The following is a 20,784-nucleotide window of genomic DNA, read 5'->3' as shown; positions in this document are numbered from 1 at the left end:
TATAAAATAATTTGCATAATTCTTATTATGAATTTTAAGATTATGGCAAAGGGACACGAAAATGTATTGTCTTTGCACAAATCCACTTTTGAAATAACAAAGGATAAGGATCTTAGCTTGGCTGGAGATTGCATTATCGGATTGGATATTGATAAGTCAATGGAGGATTTCCCTAATGAATTTAAAGAGAAACTTGCTAATGATGATACAAGAGTTATTGTTGAATTAAGGACTCCTAATGCTTCAGATAGCATAGAAGGGTTTGGTCACCATGATTTAAGCTTATCCCATCCAACAGATATCGTTTGCAGAAAAAGCACATTTGTTTGCTCTAGAACTTTAATGATTAAATCTAATAAGGCAGCTATTGATTTGAATAGGAATCTGATTAAGGATTTGGCTAATGGCGAATCTATGGAGGTTAATATAATTCTATGTTAACTAAAATGCTTATTTTTTCTTTTATTTTGTAGTAAGGTTTAAATAAGATAATAAACATATTATATAGTACTGTATTATTAATATGGTTAATTTTTTACTATTTTTAATGCAGGGGTGGTCGAGCGGTCAAAGGCGCTAGGTTGAGGGCCTAGTGGGTTAGTCCCTTCGCGGGTTCGATTCCCGTCCCCTGCACCATTTTATAATCTGGTTTTATCAATTTTTTTTGCTGATTTTTAACTTTTTTATTTTAACATATTTTCATTGCTATTTTTTTAAAAAAGCCTATTTTTTCATCATATTTATATATTTTTATTAATAAAATTAAAATATATAAATTCTTTAATATTTGAGAATTTTAAAATTCTAATTTTTTGAGGTGTAATGATGAAGGCGGTTATTCCTGCAGCAGGTTTAGGAACAAGATTCTTGCCTGCAACTAAAGCTCAACCAAAGGAAATGTTACCTGTTTATGATAAACCAACTATACAATATGTAATCGAAGAGTCTGTAAGCTCTGGTGTTGATGACATTTTAATTGTGACTGGTAAAGGAAAAAGATCAATTGAAGATCATTTCGACAGATCTTTTGAATTGGAGCATCACTTAAAAACTAAAGGCAAAGAAGACTTTTTAAAGGAAATTGAATACATCTCTGATTTGGCAGATATTCATTTCATAAGGCAAAAAAAGCAAAAAGGTCTTGGAGATGCTATTTATTGTGCAAAAAAACATGTTGGGGATGATCCATTTGTTGTAATGTTAGGGGACACAATTACAAAAGATAAGGTTCCTTGCACAAAACAATTGATTGACATTTATAACAAGTATGGCAAATCAGTAATTGCATTAGAGGAAGTTCCTGATGAGAAAGTTGAAAGGTATGGTATTATTGGAGGAGAAGAGATTGAACCTAATATCTACAAAATAGATAAATTGATTGAAAAACCTCCTTTAAGAGTTGCACCAAGTAATTTAGCTATTATGGGAAGATACGTTTTAACCCCAGATATCTTTGACCATATAGAGAATGTTGAGCCAGGTTATGGTGGAGAAATCCAATTGACTGATGCATTATCTAAATTGGATGAAATATATGGCCAAGTATTTACAGGGGAATCTTTTGATATTGGTAATCGTATTGATTGGTTAAAGTCTTCTTTAAAAATTGCATTATATGATGAGAAGGCTAAAGACGAAATTTTAGATTTTATTAAAAATGAAATTATTTAATTATTTTAATATTTTTAAATATTTATTTATCTTTCATTTGTTATCATTTTTTAATTTTTTCAGTTTTTAATTTTATCTTAAAATGATTTTTAAGTGATTCAATGAATAATGAGAAAAGCCCTCAGGAAGAGATAGAAGAGTTAAAGATACAGCTTTCCAATTATAGGAAGGAAAATCGTATTCTTAAGCAAAGGTGTGAATCCTATGAGGATAGAATAGAGCATTTTGCTATAGAAAGGGAGAATCTTTCAAGAGACATTATGCGATTCGAATCCTTGGAACTGGAAGTGCGTCAATATGATATTGAAGAATTAGCTCTTGAAACTAAAAAATTAAATCATAGAATTGATGTACTTAGAAGATATCTTAAGACTGAAAGGGCAGATAATGAAAAATTAAATGAATTGATAAATAATTTAACAAAAGAATTGAATGATGCTAATTATGAAATTGCTGGTTTGGAAAGGGAACTTAAGAAATCAAGGATTCGTCAAAATCAAAGAACTTTCTTTTTGGAAAATCGTTTGGATATAGCATATACAAAATTAGCAGATTTGAAATATGCTTTAAATGAATTTGAAGATTTAGGATTTTTTGATCGGGTAAGAGGTAAAAAACCTAAAAGCCTAGATGATATTGATATTTAGTTTTTGATTTGTATTGGAAATTTATGATATTTATTAATGGTATTTATTAAAGAAGGTGTTTTTTATGGAAACTCAAAGAATTATGGTAACTGGTGGAAGTGGATTTATAGGAACTAATCTTGTAAATGAGCTTAGAAGTAGAGGACATGAAGTATTGTCCGTAGACTTATTGCATCATGAAGATGAAGCGGATTTATACTCTGATTCCTATTCTGACTATGTTAGAGGAGACATTCGTAATTATCGTCAAATGGAGAGGATTTTTGATGATAATGAAAAATTTGATTATGTTTATAACTTAGCAGCAGAATATGGAAGATGGAATGGTGAAGGTTATTATGAAAACCTTTGGGAGACCAATGTAATCGGATTAAAGAACATGATTCGTCTTCAAGAGAAATTAGGATTTAGAATGATTTCATTTTCATCTGCAGAAGTTTATGGGGATTATGAGGGTATCATGACTGAAGATGTTATGGAAAATAGGCCAATAAAGGATACCTATCAAATGAATGACTATGCCATTTCCAAATGGGCTGGAGAATTGATGTGCATGAACTCTGCAACCATGTTTGGAACTGAAACTGTAAGAGTTCGCCCTGTAAATTGTTATGGTCCTCATGAAGCTTATTCCCCTTATAAAGGGTTCATTCCAATTTTTATTTATAAAGCCCTTCATGGATTACCTTATTCTGTTCATAAAGGCCATAAAAGAATTATTGATTATGTTGAAGATACTGCAAATACCTTTGCAAATATCGTCGATAACTTCATTCCTGGTGAAGTTTACAATGTTGGAAGTAAACAGGAATGGGAAATGACTATTGAAGAGTATTCTGATTTGGTTCTTGAAGCCGTAGGTGTTGATGATTCATTGGTAACTTACACACCTGCTGAAGCATTCACTACCAAAGTTAAAACCATTGACTTTTCAAAAGCAATTCGTGATTTAAAGCATGACCCTAAAGTTGATCCTAAAGAAGGAATCAAAAGAACTGTTGAATGGATGAGATGGTATTACAGAATAGAAGATTAAATTAATCTTCATTCTTTATTTTATTTTATTTTAAAGATTTGTAAATTCTTTATTTTATTTTAAAGATTTGTAAATTCATTATTTTATTTTAAAGATTTGTAAATTCTTTATTTTATTTTAAAGATTTGTAATTCTTTTTTCTTTTTTCAATTAAACTTATTAAAGTGATAAAATGGCAAATATAGTGGCTATCATACCTGCATACAATGAAGAAGAAGAGTTGGCTAATGTAATAGCTACAACTTTAAAATATGTGGATAAGGTTATTGTTGTTGATGATGGCAGTGTTGATAAGACTGCAGAAGTAGCTATTGAAGCAGGTGCTGAACTAATTAGTCATAGCACTAATTTAGGAAAAGGGGAAGCATTAAAATCTGGTTTTAAAGCTATTAAAGATGATTCTATCATTGTAACAATTGATGGTGATGGTCAACATAATCCAGATGAAATTCCTATTTTGATTAAGCCAATTATTGAAGATGGTGCTGATTTGGTTAATGGTAGCAGATATATGAATGGTCCTGAAGAGAATACTCCCGCTTATAGGAGAGTTGGCCAAAAGGTTTTGGATATTGCCACAAATGTTTCTGCAGGTATTAGTATTACAGATTCTCAAAGCGGTTTTAGGGCATTTTCCAGCAAGTCAAAAGATTGCTTTAGATTTAAGGGAACCGGTTTTGGAATTGAAAGTGAAATGCTTGTAGATGCAGCTGAATCAGGTCTAAAAATAGTTGAAGTGCCTATTACTGTCCGTTATGATGTTGATGGTTCTACAAAAGATCCAATAACTCATGGAGTCGGTGTTCTATTCAATATTGCAAAGGATAAGATTATTAGAACATTTAAAAAATAGATTAGTTTTGGATTGTTTAATAAAAAAATAGGTAATCTATTAAATAGCCGTAACCTAAAATCTTTGTGGTTTTAATTTTTTAGTTTTTTCCTTGCTTGCATTCTTTGCAGCTTCTTCATATTTGTCACAAACGGAATTCACTTCATTAAAATCTATTACTTTTCCTTTGTCAATCCAAATAGCTTTATCACATATGCTTCTAATTTCCTCAATGGAGTGAGATACAAGTAATACAGTAGTATTTGAAGCCATTAATGACTTGAGTTTTTCCTTACTTTTTTTTCTAAAGTTAATGTCTCCTACTCCAAGAACTTCATCAAGAATCAAAATATCAGGATCTACAATTGTAGCAATTGAAAATCCAAGTTTTGATAGCATACCTGATGAGTAATTTTTTACAGGAAGATTAATAAATTCTCCTAGTTCGGAAAATTCAAGAATCTCATCATATTTTGCTCTTAAGAATTTCTCATCATATCCAAGAATTGCCCCATTTAGGAAAATGTTTTCTCTACCTGAATAATTCTTATCGAATCCTGCACCTAATGATAAAAGAGGTGCAATGTTTCCATTAATGATAACTTCCCCTTCATCAGGGGTGTAAACGCCAGATATGATTTTAAGCAATGTACTTTTTCCAGCACCATTAAAGCCGATAATTCCGACTTTTTCGCCTTTGTAAATTTTAAATGATACATCATCAGTTGCTTTAAAAATAGTTTTCTTTTCTTTTGTTCTGTTCAATGTTCTGATGACATATTCCTTTAAATTATCAATTTTGTCATTTCCGATTTTAAAGCTTAAAGAAACATTTTTCAATTCAATAGCTATATTGTCATCTACTCCTTCCTTGTTTTCTAAAAGCTTATCTTTTGGTGAGATAATATTCCTAAATAAATTAATGATTTTAGTAATGATGCTTTCCTTTTCATTTTGACTTTTAGCCATATTATCTCTCCATGAATTTGATTTTATTTTAATTTATTAATTTTTAAAAGTTTCTTATAATTCTAAGGTAATCTTATCTTGATATCTTCTGAAAATCAATACTCCTATAATGAATATTATTACAGAGAATGCAAATGTAGTTAGCATAAGTCTGGTTGAAGGGAATCTTCCAAACATTATGAATTCTCTGAATTGTGCAATGATCCCATAAATAGGGTTCAATTCCATATAACCTCTTACTGGTTGAGGAACGATATCAATTGGGTAAAATATTGCACAAGCATATGTCAATAGACCTGTGAAGATTTTATATAAATATTCAATATCAGAAAACTTGGTACATACAATTGCTAAAATCAATCCTACACCTGTGATTAATATGAATAAAGTTGCTAGAGGAATGACTGCAAACAGGGACATTGCATAAAATGGAGCTTTAGTTGCAATCATAATGGCTACCATAACAATCATTGTCATTAAAAAGTTAAGGAATTCTGAACAGATATTACCTAAAGCAAAGATATATCTAGGAACATAAATTTTCTGCAAAATGCTTCTATTGCTCTTAATAGAGGTCATAGCGGATTTTGTTCCAACATTAAAAAAGTCTAAGATACAACGTCCTGCCATAAAGTAAACAGGGAAATTTTCAATACTTTTAGCAAATATTGTAGAAAAGATAGCTGTTAAAATAGCCATTTCTATTAAAGGTTTTAAAAAACTCCAAAGGATTCCCAATACAGAATCTTTATATTTGGAAGTAAAATTCTTTTTAATCAATTGCCTTAATAAAAAGTTTTCACTACTTCCCTTAATTAATAGTTCTAATGTCATAGTGTTACCTTAGTAAATAGAATTATATAATATATAAAATATATTTTCATATTAAGTATTTATATTTATTTCGATATCTTTATAATATTTATTTCTAAATGATTATATAATCTTTTGGATTAATTAACTAAATTAATATTTATTGATTATCTAAGTATTTAGCACATTTAACTAAAATATTGGAGATTAATTAAATTATATTAATAATGACAAACAATATTATAATAATAAAATTAAATTATTTTTTAAAAATAAAGGAGAGATAAAATGAAATTTGAAGATTTAATTGCAAAATGTCCTAAATGTGGTTCTACTGATAAGACTGCTCACAGGAGATTCATTGATAATCATCACGCACATGCTGAATTAAAGGAATTTAAATGTGACAATTGCGGATATGTTTTTGAAACTGGCAGGGATAATGAAAAAACTGATGAAGAAACAATTAAAAAAGATCTTATCACTGAATTAAATAAAAAATTATAATTATTATTCTTCTAAAAGTAATTTACAATGATTGCTTTGTTTGTTTTTTAATTAAATTTTTGAGGGATTAAATGACTTTTCATGTAATGATTATACCTACCTTAGGATGCCCATCCAATTGTGCATACTGTTGGGGTTCTGAAGAAAATTCAGAATTAATGGATATTGATGTAATCAATCAGATTGTTAAATGGTTAGCTAATTTTAGAGATGAACCTGTACATTTCACTTTCCATGGTGGTGAACCTTTGCTTGCAGGTTATGAATTCTATGAAAAAGCACTTCCATTGCTTAATGATGCAACCACTCATGAAACTGAAGGTTTTTCCCTGCAAAGCAATTTATGGCTTTTAGATGAGGATATGGCAAAATTATTCTCAAAATACAATATTGCTATCAGTACAAGCATTGATGGCCCTAAGGAAATAAATGATTATCAAAGAGGTGAAGGATACTTTGATAAAACCATGAAATCCGTTAAGTTAGCTACTGAAAATGACATACAAATCAATTTTGTTTGTACTTTTACTTCTTATTCAAAGGATTTTTCGGATGAAATATATGATTTCTTTAAGGAAAATGGTTTAAACTTAAAGATTCATGCAGCTTTACCTTCTTTACGTGGTGATAATGCAGATCCATGGGCACTTCCTCAAGATGAGCATGGAAAATTGTTGATTGATTGGTTAGATAAGTACCTATACGATTTGGATAAGTTTGTTATAATGGATTTGGACCACATTGCAAAAAGTAGCCTTAGAAGGGTAGGCACTCTCTGCACATTCAATGATTGTATGGGAACTACACTTGCAGTTGGTCATGATGGTTCCATTTACCCTTGCTATCGTTTTGTTGGAATGGAAGAATATATAATGGGAAATGTTTACGATGAGCCATCTATGGAAGATTTAGAGAAGTCTGAAGCATGGAGCAAATTAATGGAATTCAAGAATTTTGTTGATGAAGACTGTGCAGATTGCAAATTCATTAAGTTCTGTAGAGGAGGATGTCCTTATAATGGAATTGTTGCCACCCAATCTCCTAGGGCTGTAGACCCTCAATGTGAAGCTTATAAAATGATTTTTGGTGAAGTTTCAAAAAAAGCTAATGAAGACTTTAAAAAGAATGCTATGGCTGCTTTTGGTGGAGCTCCTAGAGTGAGAAAAGAAGGTGAGCCTTTTTCAATTATGGACTTAATGACAAAAATGTAGCCAAGTTTTTTTAATTTTTCTATCTTTTTTCTATTTTTATTTTCTTTATTTACTTATTTTAATCTTTTAATATTTTAAAAACTCTTTTTATAGTTAACTATTAATAATATGTAAATTAAATAAATATTTATATTATATTTTATTTACAATTCTATCGAATTGTAGAGTTAATATAATCTTCATTAATTTGGGAATCGCTTGTTTATTCTCAAATATTTATTTAATTTATGAATTCATTTAAAAATTTTTGAATTTATTTAAAGATTTAAATAATTAATTTATATTTATAGAGGCATGTTATGTTTTTAAAAATTAGGAGAGACACTTTAATAATTTTATTATTAGCTTTTATCTTAATTGTTTGTGACAGATTAATTATCTATGTAGCATATGCATCCTCTGCTGAAGTCGCTGAAGGTGTACCTATTGCAGGTATTATTGTTAAAGGAAATGATATAGTTCCTATTGACAGTATTCGTTATAATGTTCAGAACTCTGGTTTAAGAGAAGGCAGTTATATTGATGGTGATATCCTTAAGACATCCATACGGGAGCTGCCTGTGACAGAGGCCGAGGCCAATGCAGAAAAATTCGTTCGAAGATCAACAATCCCAGGTACCAAAATCGCCCCTATTGCAGGAGCGGATGTTAGTGTAAACAGGGATACAGGTATTGTTACTGTTACTGTTATTGAAGATTTCTCAACTATTAATATTACAGGTAATAAAACTACTTCTTCTGATAATTCATATCAAGAGAGTTCAAAAAGCGTTTATAATTATAGTATTGCTGGATAGGAGGTTAAAATTTGAATAAATGGAATAAACGAATCATTGGTTTAATATTTTTATTTTTAATGCTCTTTACAGTAATTGCTACTGCTTCAGCTACCTGTAACGTAATTGTTATTACAGACCCTTCAGGTGAAGATCCAAATGGTGCTGCTGCAGGAAGTATGTCCTTTGCAAATAACATGTTCCAATCTTCATTCATCATGTCTAAAAATGATGGATATGCTATGCTTTCCGGGGGGGAAGGTAATGGTACAGAAAGGAACTATGCGATTATTGATGCACTCGGAGCTATGCAACATGGTTCAAGTCCAGCTGCTGCCGCTGCTTTAGCAAGTGGTTTTAATGGTATTCGTCTTGTTATTGGTGGACCTTCAATGGGTGCAGCTATTGGTGGGGACTATAATGCATATCTTGTTGTTGTAGATGATAGTGGAACTATCAGAGTTACTCACCATGAAGGGGGAGTTGTACAATTACCTCAAGGTTCAAAAGGAGCTATCATTCACTTGAGAAACAGTGCAGGTAACCCTATGTATGGTACTGCGGATCGTGTACGTAGAGAAACTGCAGTAAATATCGGTAAAATGATTAGAGATGGATATCCTGCTACCTACATTGTCGGTAAAGCTATGGAAGAAGTAGCTAGAGATTCTGGTGAGAAATACGGTGGTGGTGCAGTAAACCTTGTTTCATTAATCAGCACTGGAGACATGTTTGTACCAAAACAAGTAAATACCACTGGTTATCCAATGGATGAAAATTATTCTAAAGTATGTTTGGACTGTGGTTGGGCTACTGGATTCCCTGATGCAGAAAACTATAATGTATGTCCAATCTGTAATCATGAACTTGAAGTTCGTTCTGCTACAGATGTATTGATTAATGAAATTACAATTTCCAAAGATGCTGTTTCTGTTTCTGTCTATGGAAGCGAAAAGGCAGGGTTGTCTGATATTACCCGAGAAGTGGTAAAGGCATCAGTTAAGAAGTATGGTTATAATGCATCGACAATAGCCGGTTCCATTAATAAGGGTATCAATAATGGTCTTATTGTTGGAGTGGATTATGTAGAACCGAGTGACTTGAATGTAAAACCTGATGTTCGTGCTGTAGGGGTATACTACAATGCATTACCTAATGGCAGAACTTCTCCTGCATGGAATTTACCTATTAATTCCATAGTGCTTACTATTTTAGGTTCTATTCAAACAGCAATTGGTTTTGTTTTAATAGTCTTGGTTGTATTTAGAACAAGATTATTGAAATCATTTAGAGATCGTGTTTCTTAAATTGGTTTTTACCAATTTTCATTTTCTTATTTTTTATTTATTTTTCTATTTTTCTATTTTTCTTTTCTATTTTTATATTTCTCCATAATTTTTTGTTCATTTTTTCTATTGTTTTTTATTTATTTTTTTATTTATTGGATTAAAATTATTTATTATTCAATTTTTTTAAATATTCGTTAGTTTTTATTCAATATTTTTAATATTATTGTTTATTTTTAAATTTAATTAGTTTTTAATAGTAATATATTTAAATAAAAAAATATAAAGTAATATGTAGATTTTTAAATAATGTAAATCATTTATTTTATTTTTTTATTAATGATTATAGGGATAATATGGCTTTGGTATTGATTAGAGGAGAAAACAATTCAAAAATTCTTAATGCAATTGCAGATGTTGAAAGGCATGCAAATTTAAATTTAACTACAAAACCTAAAAGGATTGACGCAAAATATGCAGATAAAATTGTTGAAAACATTTTAAAGGCTCCATTAAGAACCAAATCAAATGTAGCTACTGCATTTCGTATAAAAGAAGACACTGCAACTGCAATTGTTCAAATCAAAAAAATTCATCCTCCTGCTCATATTGTCGTAATCAGCAATGATTATGAGGATTATAAGGAATTAAATAAATCATTCAACGATGCAAAAGTATTCAAAGGATATTACTCCGGCAAAAAACAATCAACTCAAATGAAGGATTATAAGGCTAATAATGAATAATTGGCGTAATCCCTTTATTTTTTCATTGTTAACTTTTTATCATTTCTCATTTTTATTTATTTTTCTAACTATTTTTCTAACTATTTTTTTCTTATTTTCAATCTCCATTTCTCTTTTTCTCATCTATTTTTCAGTTAACTTGGTAAATAACTTATTAGAATTAATTAAAAAGTATTATATAATTCAAAAATCATATATTTAAACATGAATTGTGAAATATGTGGTAAACCTATAGAAGGCAGACCTATTAGAACAAAAATAGATGGTTCAGTTTTAGAAGTTTGCAAGGAATGTTCTAAATTCGGAAGAGTTCAAAAGGACACTCCTCTTGAGAGAAAATTTGTTTCAAGAAACAAAAAGGGAAACCCTCAAAGACCTCAAGCAAACAAGCAGAATGTTCAAAGAAGACGCAGAGAAGAACCTATGGATGAGCTTGTAGAAGATTACAATCTATTAATCAGAAAGGCAAGGGAATCTAAGGGTTGGACAAGAGAAGAATTAGGGGCTAAGATGTATGAAAAGGTTTCAGTAATCAACAGAATCGAATCTGGAAAGATGGAACCGGATATAAAGTTAGCTAAAAAATTCGAAAAGACTTTGGGCATCACTATAATTGAAAAATATGATGAAATGGATTTGGAATCATTTAAAAGTTCTGCATCAGGTCCAAATACATTAGGAAGTATTGTAAAGATCAAAAGGAAATAATCCTTTTACAATATTTTCAATTTCATTTTTTCAGGATTTATATTCTATTTTTTAATCTATTTTTCGATTATTTTTTATGAAATTATTTTTCTTACTAAAATTAAGAAAAACTTTATATATTACTATGTATAAATTATTTTATAATCTACGAATATTTAGATTAAAATAGAATTATAATATATAACAATTATTATAATTTCTATCTATACTTAAAATGTAAAATTGTTGTAAAAATATGATATAAAATTAATTAGTACATTTGAAAACTAAATTTAAAATTTATATAGATGATAACTAATTTAAAGGAGGAGTGTATTATGGAAGATTCTCCAAATGAAGTTCAAAATATCGCTAGTCCTACTAAAATAGAAGAAGTGGATGAGCCTAAAACCGTTGAAGAACTTCAAAAAGAACTAGATTTGCTTAAGGCAGAGAATACAAAAACCAAACGTAATCTCATGTGGAAGGTTAGAAAGCTTGAAAAGGATAAGATTCTAACTGAAAATGAAAAGATTCGTTTAGAAAGAGAGTTAAAATCATTAAGAGGTGAAGTTGAAAGATTCAGATCACCTCCACTTATATTGGCTACAATTACTGAAGTCATTGATGATTCAAGATTGACTGTAAAAAGCAGTACTGGACCAAGTTTCCTCATCAACTATTCAAAATTCTTGGATGAAAAATTATTGAAACCAGGTTCAAGAGTAGCTTTAAATCAACAAACCTTTGGTGTTGTTGAAGTATTGCCATCTGAGAAGGATGCAAATGTTTCCGGTATGGAAATTGACACCAAACCTGATGTAACCTATGATGTTATCGGTGGTTTGGATGATCAAATCATTGAAGTTAAGGAAACTGTAGAATTACCTTTAAAACATCCTGAATTGTTTGAAAAGGTCGGTATTGACCCACCTAAAGGTATTCTATTGTACGGTCCTCCAGGAACTGGTAAGACCTTGCTTGCAAAGGCAGTAGCTAATGAAACAAATGCAACATTCATTAAGGTTGTTGCTTCCGAATTCGTTAAAAAATACATTGGTGAAGGAGCAAGAATGGTTAGAGAAGTATTTGAGCTTGCTAAGGAAAAGGCACCAAGTATCATCTTCATTGATGAGCTTGATGCAGTAGCTGCACAAAGACTTAAAAGTTCAACCAGTGGAGATAGGGAAGTTCAAAGAACTCTTATGCAATTGCTTGCAGAATTGGATGGATTTGAATCCCGTGGAGATATTGGTATCATAGGCGCTACCAACAGACCTGATATCTTAGACCCAGCATTGCTCAGACCTGGAAGATTCGACAGATTCATTGAAGTTCCAGCTCCAAATGAAGAAGGAAGACTTGAGATTCTCAAGATTCACACCAAGAGAATGAATTTATCTTCTGATATTAATCTTAATGATATTGTCGCTCTTACAGAAGGATTCGCTGGTGCAGACTTAAAGGCTATCTGTACAGAAGCAGGTATGTTTGCTATCCGTGAAGAAAGAGACCATATCATTATGGCAGACTTTGAGGATGCTATTAACAAGATTTTAGGTAAAAATAAAGAAGGTCAATTAGATGACAATGGTGGAGTGATGTTTGGATAATTCCAGATATTGCTTTTTTATCTAATTATTTTTTTTTTATTTTATCCGATTATCTTTTAAAGTTTTTTATTTAAAAATCATTTATTTTTTAATTTTTAATTTTTTATTCTTTAACTTAGTTAAAATCATATAATGGCCTGTGATGAACCCTATGAGCTCTGATACGTGATGAATGATGGGCGATCTGAGGCCATTTAATTCTTATTTCTTTTTTTAAATCATTTAAACAAATTTAAATTTTTTCAGAATATTTTTCAGTAAATTTTTGCTAAACAAGTTATTTATCATTTTTATTCTAAAATTGTTGAACAATTAAAAAGTTTAAATACATTTTATTATATAACTATTATTAACAATTGAAGGAGGTAAAAGTTTGACAAATCTATCTAATGAAGAAAATTTCCTTAAGTTTCAAGAGGACATTAAGTTTTTGATTAACTCTGAGATTCGTTTAAAGATATTAGGCTGCTTATATAATTCCGGTGCTTCAATAAAACAAATTGAAGCGAAAACTAATTATAGCTATAGTTCAATTCTTGATAATATAAACAAGCTAGAGCAAAAAGAATTTATTTATAATATAGACGATAAGTTTTATTTGTATAATAAGACAAGGGTAAAATTAATTAATATTCTCTATTTTAACAAATCTGCTAAGTTTTTAAGAGAAAATGCTGATTTTCTAAATCGCTCTCTTTTAGATATTAATATAGATATCATTAAAGATTTATCTGCTCTGGATGGGTCTAGATTAATTGAATCCACCAGCACTGATTTATTTAAGGCTACTGAGATATTTCAACGTTCTTTGATGGGTTTTAAATTTTTAAAGGGAATTTTTCCATATTTCCATCCAAGGCATCATGACATTATCAGCTATTGGATAGATAATGATTGCACTGTCGAATTGATACTTCCTGATGAAGTTTCTGAAGCTGTAAAAAATTTCATTATAGATTATGTTCCAAAGAGCCCTGGAATTAAGAATAGATTTGTCAAATTAAAGCCTAATGACCATAATATCCAATTTGCATTTACAGTTTCTGACAAATGTTTAGTTTTGGCTTTCTATACTAAATCAGGGCAATTCAATCAAAATTCAGTATTGGTTTCAACTAATCCTGAAGCTATAACTTTCGGATTAAAGCTTTTTGAAGAATATGAACAATTATGTGGGCCTTATGTGTCATTGGAAGACATTATTTATCCTAACGGAAGGGGGGATAATTATTAGTGAAGAGTTCTTTGAAGGAATATGTGATTTGGCAGATTTTAACTTACTGAAATTTGTTGTCAGCTCTGAATTGCGATTGAGATTATTGTTTAGTTTGTATGAATCCTCCAAATCAATAAAGGAATTGGAGGGAGAGTTCAATAGAAAATCAGGAAATATTTCCAGAGGGCTGAATGAATTGATGTCCTGTAAATTAATCGAAAGACTTCCAAATAAATTGTATGTCATCTCATCAATAGGCTTTTTGCTTGTGAAAAATTTGGAAAATCTGATGTTCTATTTTGATAATATTAATTATTTTGAAGAATTTAGTGAAAATCATTCCTTAAGGTCTATTCCTAACAAATTTTTAAAGGAATTGTCCATTTTCTATGGTTCTACATTAGTTGAATCAACAATTACAGAATTCGCAAAGCCTATTAATATGTATTTGGAAAACATTAGGAAATCTACTTATATCTGCATGATTTTGCCAGTTTTCTCTAAACTCTTTATGGATGCTATTGCTGAAGCATTAATTGAGCATGATGGCTATTTGGATATAATCACTACAAAAAATATCTATGATTTAATTATTAAATCGGATAATGAAAAATTGTTTAGGAGTTTGATGAGGGATAAAAAGATCAATCTTTATATTGTCGAGGACATGCCAAATATCTTCTTCACGGTCACAGATGTTTTTGGTTCATTATTCCTTTTTTATGACGATGTAGTGTTTGACAATTCTCAAATGCTTCTTTTAGATGGTGAATCCAATTTAAATGATGCTTATAGGTTCTATAGGTTTTTCAAGAATGAAATAGTATAATTTTTTATTTATTTTTTATTTTTCTCTTTTTAATTATTTTCTTTTATCATATCTATTCTTTTCTTTTTATGGATATCTAGTTTTTAAATTGTTTTTATCATTGATTTTAATTTTCATCATCAACATGTTTTTTTATCATGAGTTTCTTTAACATCCTCTTCATTTTTAAATTTTAGATAAATAATAATTTTTTCATCATTATCAAAATTTTTTATCCTAAATTTTTGTTTTCTATATTTATTTTGAAATTTTTTTTATTAATCTAATTTTTTTCATTTTTTTACAGTTTTGCGATATATATTGAAATTCACATCATAAGTATGAAAAATTATCATAAGGTCTTATTTTTCTTATTAAATCGTCATATGTCCATAAATTTGAATTTAATCTATGAAAAAATAGTAAATTTTATATATAGAATTAAATAAACCTTTATTTGAAAAGTATTTGTACTAAATCTATCTATTTCTAAATTAAATTGATTTTATTAATTTTTTTTAGAAAATAAGTGTTTAAATCTTGTTTAAATCTTGATTTTTTCTAAAATTTTTGGGTTTTCGAAAATTTTAGACACTTTTAATTTTTCTTTTTGAAAATAATGATTAGAAAAATGAAAAATAGGTTTTTTATAAATATTTTTATATTTTTGAGGTGAAAAAATGGCAACTTTTAAAGGATTTGCAATGAAAAGACTCAATGAGATTGGTTGGGTAGAAAAAGAAGTACCTGAATGTGGACCATATGATGCAATTGTTAAACCAACTTGTGTATCCCCATGTACTTCAGATATTCACACTGTATGGGAAGGAGCAATCGGTGACAGAAGAGACATGGTCTTAGGTCACGAAGCAGTCGGTGAAGTTGTAGAAGTAGGTAGCCACGTTACCAAATTCAAACCTGGTGACCGTGTAATTGTTCCTGCTATTACCCCTGACTGGGATGACGAAGCTGCTCAAAGAGGATTCCCTTCACAAACAACCGAACCTCTCGGTGGATGGAAATTCTCCAACTTCAAAGACGGTGTATTTGGTGAAAGATTCCACGTAAACATGGCTGACGCAAACTTAACCTTCATCCCAGATGGATTATCCGAGGAAGGTGCTGTAATGTTAACCGACATGTGGTCTACTGGTATGATGGGATCCGAAAACGCTGACATTCCATTAGGTGGATCCGTACTTGTTATCGGTATTGGTGCAGTAGGTCTTTCAGCTATTGCTGGTGCAAAATGTTTAGGTGCAGGTAGATTATTCGCTGCAGGTACACGTCCAATTTCTGTCGAAGTTGCTAAAAAATACGGTGCAACTGACATCATTAACTATAAAAACGGAGCTATCGACGAACAAGTCAGAGACCTTACTGATGGTGCTGGTGTAGATTCAGTAGTTATCGCTGGTGGTAACTTAGAAAACACATGGGCAGAAGCTATTAAATCTGCAAAAGCAGGAGGAACCGTATCCAACGTAAACTACTTAAGTGGTGCTGACAACGTATTGATTCCACGTGTAGAATGGGGTTGCGGTATGTCCAACATCAACATTAAAAACGGATTATGTCCTGGTGGAGCAGTAAGAATGGAAAGACTTGCTGACTTAGCATTATGCGGTAGACAAGACCCTGAATTATTAGTTACCCACAAATTCAAAGGCCTTGAAAAAATCGAAGATGCATTACTCTTGATGAAAGAAAAACCTAAAGACTTAATCAAACCTGTAGTAATGTTAGACATCGACTAAGTTCGTTGATTTTGAATTAGGGATTTTAAAAGTAATGGATTTATTCCATTACTTTTTTTTTAAAAATTTTTTATAAAAAAATTGTTGATATGAAAATTATCTATTTAATTATCTTTTATGATATTTTTAGGAGGATAACATGAAAGTTGCAGTTATTGGTGGAACTGGTCCGCAAGGTTTAGGAATTGCAAAAAGATTTGCAATTGAAGGTGTGGAAGTTATTGTAGGTTCCCGTAAGGAAGAAAAGGCATTGCAAATTGTTGAAGAAACAATTGAAGAACTTAAGGATTATGACTTAAACATTGTAGGAATGGCAAATGAAGATGCAGCAAAAGCTGGAGACATCTTAATTCTCACAGTACCTCTTGCAGCACAAAAACCTACTCTTGAAGGAATCAAGGAATTCTGTACAGACAAAATCGTTCTCGATGCAACCGTACCTCTTGAAACAGCTATCGGTGGAAAACCATTCCGTTTCATTGACTTGATGGAAGGGTCTGCTGCAGAAAGAACTGACAAAATCCTTGCTGGAACTGGTGCAAAAGTCATCTGTGCATTCTGTAATATAAGTAACTCTCACTTATCTAATATTCCAAATGACATAGACTGTGATTGCTTGATTGCAGGAAATGATAAGGAAGCAAAGGAAATTGCTGCTGAACTCATTAATAAACTTCCAGGTGTAAAAGCAATTGATACAGGAATTTTAGAAAAATCCAGAATTATTGAAAAAATCACTCCACTTCTTATTGGATTGAACATTAAATACAGATCCCATTACGGAGGATTAAGAATTACTGGAATTCCTCAATTTGAAGACTAACTATAATCTATTTATTGGATTAGTATAAGGGAAAATAGGTTTTAAATAAATTATATGGTTTGATAAGTAATTTTTTCATCGAATTCATTTTTTTCTCAACCCAGTTAAATATTTAAAAATTATGTTGCCTCTTATCTTAATTTATGATATTTGACTTTCATTCTCCGAACGAATTAGTTTTTTTCTCTAGATTGCCATAACCTATGATTCGAAATATTTTTATTTATTAAACCGTATATATTTATTTAAAACTATATTAATAGGTGATTATATGATATTAGTTTTAGCTAAAGCAATTCCTAAAGATGAAGACGCTTGTGAAAAAATTGTAGAATTTGCACAAGATTTAATTGAAAACACTAAAAAGGAAGAAGGAAACATAGATTACAATTTATACTCCAACACTGCTGATGGAACATTGTTATTCGTCGAACAATGGGAATCTGTAGAAATATTAGGTTCACATTTGCAAACCGACCACTTCATCAGATTTGGAGACAACATTAAAGATTTAGTAGCACAAGACCTTATCATTGATGTATTTGATGCAAATGCTGTAGATCTTTAAATAAATTGACTTTTTCTTTTTTCTTATTTTCTTTTTTTATTATTTTAACTTAATTTTAACTTTTTTTATTAGATTTTCAATTCCATTTTTACTTATTTTATGGATTTTAAACTCAATTTCACTTTTTTAGCTATTTTTCCATTATATTGTATAAATTATATATAATGTACATAAACTATATTTAAAATAAAAATTATAAATATAAAGTGATGTTTGGTAAAGATAAAAAAGAAGAATATCATGAAAAGGTATTATACGAGACACAGCCTAATATTTTTGTCTATTCAAAAGGAATTTTAATATCAATGTTTGTGCTCGGATTTTTATTTTTCTTGTATTCTGCTGGAATTCAATACATTGGGAACATGAATGTCTATTTGATTGAGTCAACCAAAGTTCCAATGACACGTTATTTTGCAATAGCTGTCTTTATCTTAATAATGATTGTATTGTTATACATCATCTTAAAGCTTTTAATCTGGACTTCAATCAAGTATACAATCACTGAAAGCAGAGTGATTGTTGAAAAGGGCATACTCTTGCAAAAGAAAAACTACATGCCTTTTAACACTATTCAGGATGTTAGCCGTTCCCAAAGTCTTTTAGGAAAGATATTTTCTGTAGGCACTATTACCTTATACAGCGCTTATGATGGAAAGGATATGGAATTAAAGGACGTTTCCAGCCCTAAAAAGATTGAAGATATCATTTTCGAGAATATGAGAGGAACCCATTTAATGCGTCGCAATATTTATGATGATGATTTCAATCCAATAAGGCCAAATCATGAACCTGGCCATTATAGACGTATGGAAGACTTGGATGATTTGGAACTGGTTGATGCTAAAGAGCGTAAAAGACAACTTAGAGAAATAAGACGCCAAGCTAAAAGGTCCAGAAACAATCCAAATTATAACTCAAATTACAATTCCAATTATGATTCTCCTTATGGCTCCAATGATCCATATTATGATGATTATAACAGTTATAATGATTATGGCGGCTATGATTATGATGATTATTCAAGAGATAGGAACTATAGAGAAAGCAGAGCTCCTAGAAATGATTACAATAATCAATATGATTCCAGAAGAAGGCCTGACTCACATCATCATCAGTATTCCGGTGCTATCAAAGACTCTTATTCAAGAAATCCTGACAAATACTTTGCAAATAATTATGAGGAATTCCATCAAAGTAATCTAGATGCTCAAAGAGATTATGATGATTACATTCAAGGCAGAAATCAGTATGGCGAGGATTATAACCAAGAGCCTCAAAAGGTAGAAAAGAAATCCAGAGGGCTTTCAAGATTAAATCCATTTTCAAGCAATAAGGATGAAGATATTTATGAAGATATCTCTGATGCAGAGTTTGATACCACTATAAATCAAGCTATGCATGAAATGGATGATAACATTAAGTTCCAGCCGTCAAATGATAATCGCTTTAGAGATGATTATAATCATGGACCTAGAGGGCATGATAGAGCCTATGATAGAAATTATGATGGCTATGATGACAGATATTATGATGACTACTATGATAGAAATGTTAATTCCCATAGATATCAGGATTCAAGACCTTTAAGAGACAATTATAATAATCCTAATCATTATGATAATCGTCATGATAGTTATAATCAAAGAGATTATGGGCAAAATGAGAGTTATAGGAAATCTAATTCAAGAAATCATAATTATGGCTCCAGTTCCAATCATTATGATGCAAATCGTACCAGAACATACTCTGGTGATGATGAGATAGATTATAAATACATGAGCCCTAGGGAATCCAGAAAAAGGTCTGGACGCAATTCCAGTTCTCATTATGATGATTATAATCACTATAGAGATGAGGATACTGCAGAATCTGGAAAGGATAAAAAGAATAAGACTTCCGATGATCTCTTTGAAAAGCATTCCAGAAAATTCAGGAGATAATTTTTTATATTGATAAATAATTTTTAAATTAATTTTAATTTTTAAATTAATTATCAATTTTTTATTTTAATATTTTTAATTAAGTTTAATTTTTAGTTTTTCTAAGCTCTTTTATTTCAATTATGTGGGTTAACTATGAGTTTTGATTATGATGTTACAATCATTGGAGCAGGTCCTATTGGTTCTACTTTGGCTTATGAATTGGCTAAAGATGATATCAATGTCTGCCTTATAGATAAGAAGAAAGTAATAGGATTGCCATTGCAATGTGCAGGCATAATCAATAAAAGAGTTTTGAATATCAATCACTTTCCTGATGAATTAATATTAAATAAGGTTAAAGGTGCTGTTTTACACAGTAAAAATCATAGCTTAAGCGTTTCTAAAGAGGAAGATCAGGCCTTAATAATTGATAGGGTTTCATTGGACCAATTCCTATACAATAGAGCTATTGAAAACGGTGCCGATTCATATCTTTCTTCTAAAGTTGTGGCTATTGATGATGTTGAAGGAAAAGTCTCATTTCAAAATGAATCAGCTGAAAAAAGCATCAAATCCAAGATTATTGTAGGTGCAGATGGGCCTCTTTCCCTTGTTTCTTCTGCAATTGGCAATGATTTCGATTATTATTGTGCAAGCCAATATTTAGTAAAAATTGAAGAAGATAACAATAATATGTCATTTGTAGATTTATACGCTTATGGAGATTTATTCCCAGGATTCATATGGCAGATTCCAGTGAGTAAAAATATATTTAGAATTGGATTGTTTTCAAATTATGATTATAAAAGGCAAAATGAAATTTTAGATGATTTCTTGGAAAATGACTTTAATTATGATGATTATGAAATAATTGAAAAATATAAGGGCAAGAT

General features: G+C 30.3%; 21 protein-coding genes and 1 tRNA gene. 20 read left to right on the top strand and 2 right to left on the bottom strand.

Features of this window, described 5'->3' with window-relative positions:
• Positions 1-27 precede the first annotated feature (27 nt).
• The 6 genes from IJI80_RS01100 to IJI80_RS01075 all read left to right on the top strand — a co-directional run bounded on the left by IJI80_RS01100 (position 28) and on the right by IJI80_RS01075 (position 4,207).
• Entirely contained in the window at positions 28-441 is a 414-nt protein-coding gene (locus IJI80_RS01100) for a DUF371 domain-containing protein (RefSeq protein ID WP_292786713.1), read from the top strand.
• 108 nt (positions 442-549) lie between these two features.
• Positions 550-636: transfer RNA gene (locus IJI80_RS01095), tRNA-Leu, on the top strand.
• A gap of 189 nt (positions 637-825) precedes the next feature.
• Positions 826-1,671: a UTP--glucose-1-phosphate uridylyltransferase GalU gene (galU, locus tag IJI80_RS01090; protein ID WP_292786710.1), complete on the top strand. Its 846-nt coding sequence runs from the start codon at positions 826-828 to the stop codon at positions 1,669-1,671.
• Between the two features lie 101 nt (positions 1,672-1,772).
• Positions 1,773-2,318: a hypothetical protein gene (locus tag IJI80_RS01085; RefSeq protein ID WP_292786709.1), complete on the top strand. Its 546-nt coding sequence runs from the start codon at positions 1,773-1,775 to the stop codon at positions 2,316-2,318.
• A 64-nt stretch (positions 2,319-2,382) separates the two neighbouring features.
• A complete protein-coding gene (locus tag IJI80_RS01080) occupies positions 2,383-3,354 on the top strand; it encodes an NAD(P)-dependent oxidoreductase (RefSeq protein WP_292786707.1) in 972 nt (323 codons plus the stop codon).
• Positions 3,355-3,526: 172 nt separating this feature from the next.
• On the top strand, positions 3,527-4,207 hold the full coding sequence (locus tag IJI80_RS01075) for a glycosyltransferase family 2 protein (protein ID WP_292786705.1): 681 nt from the start codon (positions 3,527-3,529) through the stop codon (positions 4,205-4,207).
• Positions 4,208-4,261: 54 nt separating this feature from the next.
• Here IJI80_RS01075 and IJI80_RS01070 read toward each other — a convergent pair whose 3' ends face one another.
• Positions 4,262-5,155, bottom strand: a complete 894-nt coding sequence (locus tag IJI80_RS01070; protein ID WP_292786702.1) for an ABC transporter ATP-binding protein — start codon at positions 5,153-5,155, stop codon at positions 4,262-4,264.
• Between the two features lie 54 nt (positions 5,156-5,209).
• A complete protein-coding gene (locus IJI80_RS01065; protein WP_292786700.1) occupies positions 5,210-5,989 on the bottom strand; it encodes an ABC transporter permease in 780 nt (259 codons plus the stop codon).
• A gap of 267 nt (positions 5,990-6,256) precedes the next feature.
• Here IJI80_RS01065 and IJI80_RS01060 point away from each other — a divergent pair, with 267 nt between their 5' ends.
• The 14 genes from IJI80_RS01060 to IJI80_RS00995 all read left to right on the top strand — a co-directional run.
• On the top strand, positions 6,257-6,475 hold the full coding sequence (locus IJI80_RS01060) for a TIGR04165 family Cys-rich peptide (protein WP_292786697.1): 219 nt from the start codon (positions 6,257-6,259) through the stop codon (positions 6,473-6,475).
• Between the two features lie 71 nt (positions 6,476-6,546).
• The gene (locus IJI80_RS01055; RefSeq protein WP_292786694.1) at positions 6,547-7,686 is read left to right on the top strand and encodes a TIGR04083 family peptide-modifying radical SAM enzyme; all 1,140 of its coding nucleotides are present in this window, start codon (positions 6,547-6,549) and stop codon (positions 7,684-7,686) included.
• Between the two features lie 299 nt (positions 7,687-7,985).
• Positions 7,986-8,483 carry a hypothetical protein gene (locus IJI80_RS01050; protein WP_292786691.1) on the top strand — a complete coding sequence of 166 codons (498 nt, stop codon included), beginning with the start codon at positions 7,986-7,988 and terminating at the stop codon, positions 8,481-8,483.
• Between the two features lie 59 nt (positions 8,484-8,542).
• A complete protein-coding gene (locus tag IJI80_RS01045; RefSeq protein WP_292786762.1) occupies positions 8,543-9,769 on the top strand; it encodes a hypothetical protein in 1,227 nt (408 codons plus the stop codon).
• 335 nt (positions 9,770-10,104) lie between these two features.
• A complete protein-coding gene (locus IJI80_RS01040; protein WP_292786688.1) occupies positions 10,105-10,494 on the top strand; it encodes a DUF356 domain-containing protein in 390 nt (129 codons plus the stop codon).
• Positions 10,495-10,698: 204 nt separating this feature from the next.
• Positions 10,699-11,202: a multiprotein bridging factor aMBF1 gene (locus IJI80_RS01035; protein ID WP_292786685.1), complete on the top strand. Its 504-nt coding sequence runs from the start codon at positions 10,699-10,701 to the stop codon at positions 11,200-11,202.
• A gap of 317 nt (positions 11,203-11,519) precedes the next feature.
• Complete coding sequence (locus tag IJI80_RS01030; RefSeq protein ID WP_292786682.1) at positions 11,520-12,794, top strand: proteasome-activating nucleotidase; 1,275 nt, start codon at positions 11,520-11,522, stop codon at positions 12,792-12,794.
• A 373-nt stretch (positions 12,795-13,167) separates the two neighbouring features.
• On the top strand, positions 13,168-14,028 hold the full coding sequence (locus tag IJI80_RS01025; RefSeq protein WP_292786679.1) for a transcriptional regulator FilR1 domain-containing protein: 861 nt from the start codon (positions 13,168-13,170) through the stop codon (positions 14,026-14,028).
• Complete coding sequence (locus IJI80_RS01020; protein ID WP_292776990.1) at positions 13,976-14,839, top strand: hypothetical protein; 864 nt, start codon at positions 13,976-13,978, stop codon at positions 14,837-14,839. Before IJI80_RS01025 ends, IJI80_RS01020 begins: the two co-directional genes overlap by 53 nt.
• Positions 14,840-15,498: 659 nt before the next feature.
• Positions 15,499-16,575, top strand: coding sequence for an NAD(P)-dependent alcohol dehydrogenase (locus tag IJI80_RS01015; RefSeq protein WP_292786676.1), 1,077 nt, complete (start codon positions 15,499-15,501; stop codon positions 16,573-16,575).
• Positions 16,576-16,714: 139 nt separating this feature from the next.
• Positions 16,715-17,398: an NADPH-dependent F420 reductase gene (gene npdG, locus IJI80_RS01010; RefSeq protein ID WP_292786674.1), complete on the top strand. Its 684-nt coding sequence runs from the start codon at positions 16,715-16,717 to the stop codon at positions 17,396-17,398.
• Between the two features lie 271 nt (positions 17,399-17,669).
• Positions 17,670-17,966 (top strand): putative quinol monooxygenase, encoded by a 297-nt coding sequence (locus IJI80_RS01005; RefSeq protein ID WP_292786671.1) that lies wholly within the window; start codon positions 17,670-17,672, stop codon positions 17,964-17,966.
• A 209-nt stretch (positions 17,967-18,175) separates the two neighbouring features.
• Positions 18,176-19,909 (top strand): PH domain-containing protein, encoded by a 1,734-nt coding sequence (locus IJI80_RS01000; RefSeq protein ID WP_292786668.1) that lies wholly within the window; start codon positions 18,176-18,178, stop codon positions 19,907-19,909.
• Between the two features lie 135 nt (positions 19,910-20,044).
• Positions 20,045-20,784: FAD-dependent oxidoreductase (locus tag IJI80_RS00995; protein WP_292786665.1), on the top strand; the 740-nt coding region annotated here is incomplete at its 3' end.

It is taken from the genome of Methanobrevibacter sp., assembly GCF_017432245.1.
In the GTDB taxonomy this organism is placed as follows: domain Archaea; phylum Methanobacteriota; class Methanobacteria; order Methanobacteriales; family Methanobacteriaceae; genus Methanobrevibacter.
Note: the sequence above shows the minus strand (reverse complement) of the source record. Positions and strands in the feature narration are given on the sequence as shown.

Coding starts and splice junctions, on each gene's coding strand:
- IJI80_RS01080 (WP_292786707.1), top strand. CDS start 2,383: ATGGAAACTCAAAGAATTATGGTAACTGGTGGAAGTGGATTTATAGGA.
- IJI80_RS01075 (WP_292786705.1), top strand. CDS start 3,527: ATGGCAAATATAGTGGCTATCATACCTGCATACAATGAAGAAGAAGAG.
- IJI80_RS01015 (WP_292786676.1), top strand. CDS start 15,499: ATGGCAACTTTTAAAGGATTTGCAATGAAAAGACTCAATGAGATTGGT.
- IJI80_RS01055 (WP_292786694.1), top strand. CDS start 6,547: ATGACTTTTCATGTAATGATTATACCTACCTTAGGATGCCCATCCAAT.
- galU (WP_292786710.1), top strand. CDS start 826: ATGAAGGCGGTTATTCCTGCAGCAGGTTTAGGAACAAGATTCTTGCCT.
- IJI80_RS01040 (WP_292786688.1), top strand. CDS start 10,105: ATGGCTTTGGTATTGATTAGAGGAGAAAACAATTCAAAAATTCTTAAT.
- IJI80_RS01045 (WP_292786762.1), top strand. CDS start 8,543: ATGCTCTTTACAGTAATTGCTACTGCTTCAGCTACCTGTAACGTAATT.
- npdG (WP_292786674.1), top strand. CDS start 16,715: ATGAAAGTTGCAGTTATTGGTGGAACTGGTCCGCAAGGTTTAGGAATT.
- IJI80_RS01070 (WP_292786702.1), bottom strand. CDS start 5,155: ATGGCTAAAAGTCAAAATGAAAAGGAAAGCATCATTACTAAAATCATT.
- IJI80_RS01085 (WP_292786709.1), top strand. CDS start 1,773: ATGAATAATGAGAAAAGCCCTCAGGAAGAGATAGAAGAGTTAAAGATA.
- IJI80_RS01000 (WP_292786668.1), top strand. CDS start 18,176: ATGTTTGGTAAAGATAAAAAAGAAGAATATCATGAAAAGGTATTATAC.
- IJI80_RS01005 (WP_292786671.1), top strand. CDS start 17,670: ATGATATTAGTTTTAGCTAAAGCAATTCCTAAAGATGAAGACGCTTGT.
- IJI80_RS01050 (WP_292786691.1), top strand. CDS start 7,986: ATGTTTTTAAAAATTAGGAGAGACACTTTAATAATTTTATTATTAGCT.
- IJI80_RS01030 (WP_292786682.1), top strand. CDS start 11,520: ATGGAAGATTCTCCAAATGAAGTTCAAAATATCGCTAGTCCTACTAAA.
- IJI80_RS01100 (WP_292786713.1), top strand. CDS start 28: ATGAATTTTAAGATTATGGCAAAGGGACACGAAAATGTATTGTCTTTG.
- IJI80_RS01020 (WP_292776990.1), top strand. CDS start 13,976: ATGTGTCATTGGAAGACATTATTTATCCTAACGGAAGGGGGGATAATT.
- IJI80_RS01060 (WP_292786697.1), top strand. CDS start 6,257: ATGAAATTTGAAGATTTAATTGCAAAATGTCCTAAATGTGGTTCTACT.
- IJI80_RS01035 (WP_292786685.1), top strand. CDS start 10,699: ATGAATTGTGAAATATGTGGTAAACCTATAGAAGGCAGACCTATTAGA.
- IJI80_RS01065 (WP_292786700.1), bottom strand. CDS start 5,989: ATGACATTAGAACTATTAATTAAGGGAAGTAGTGAAAACTTTTTATTA.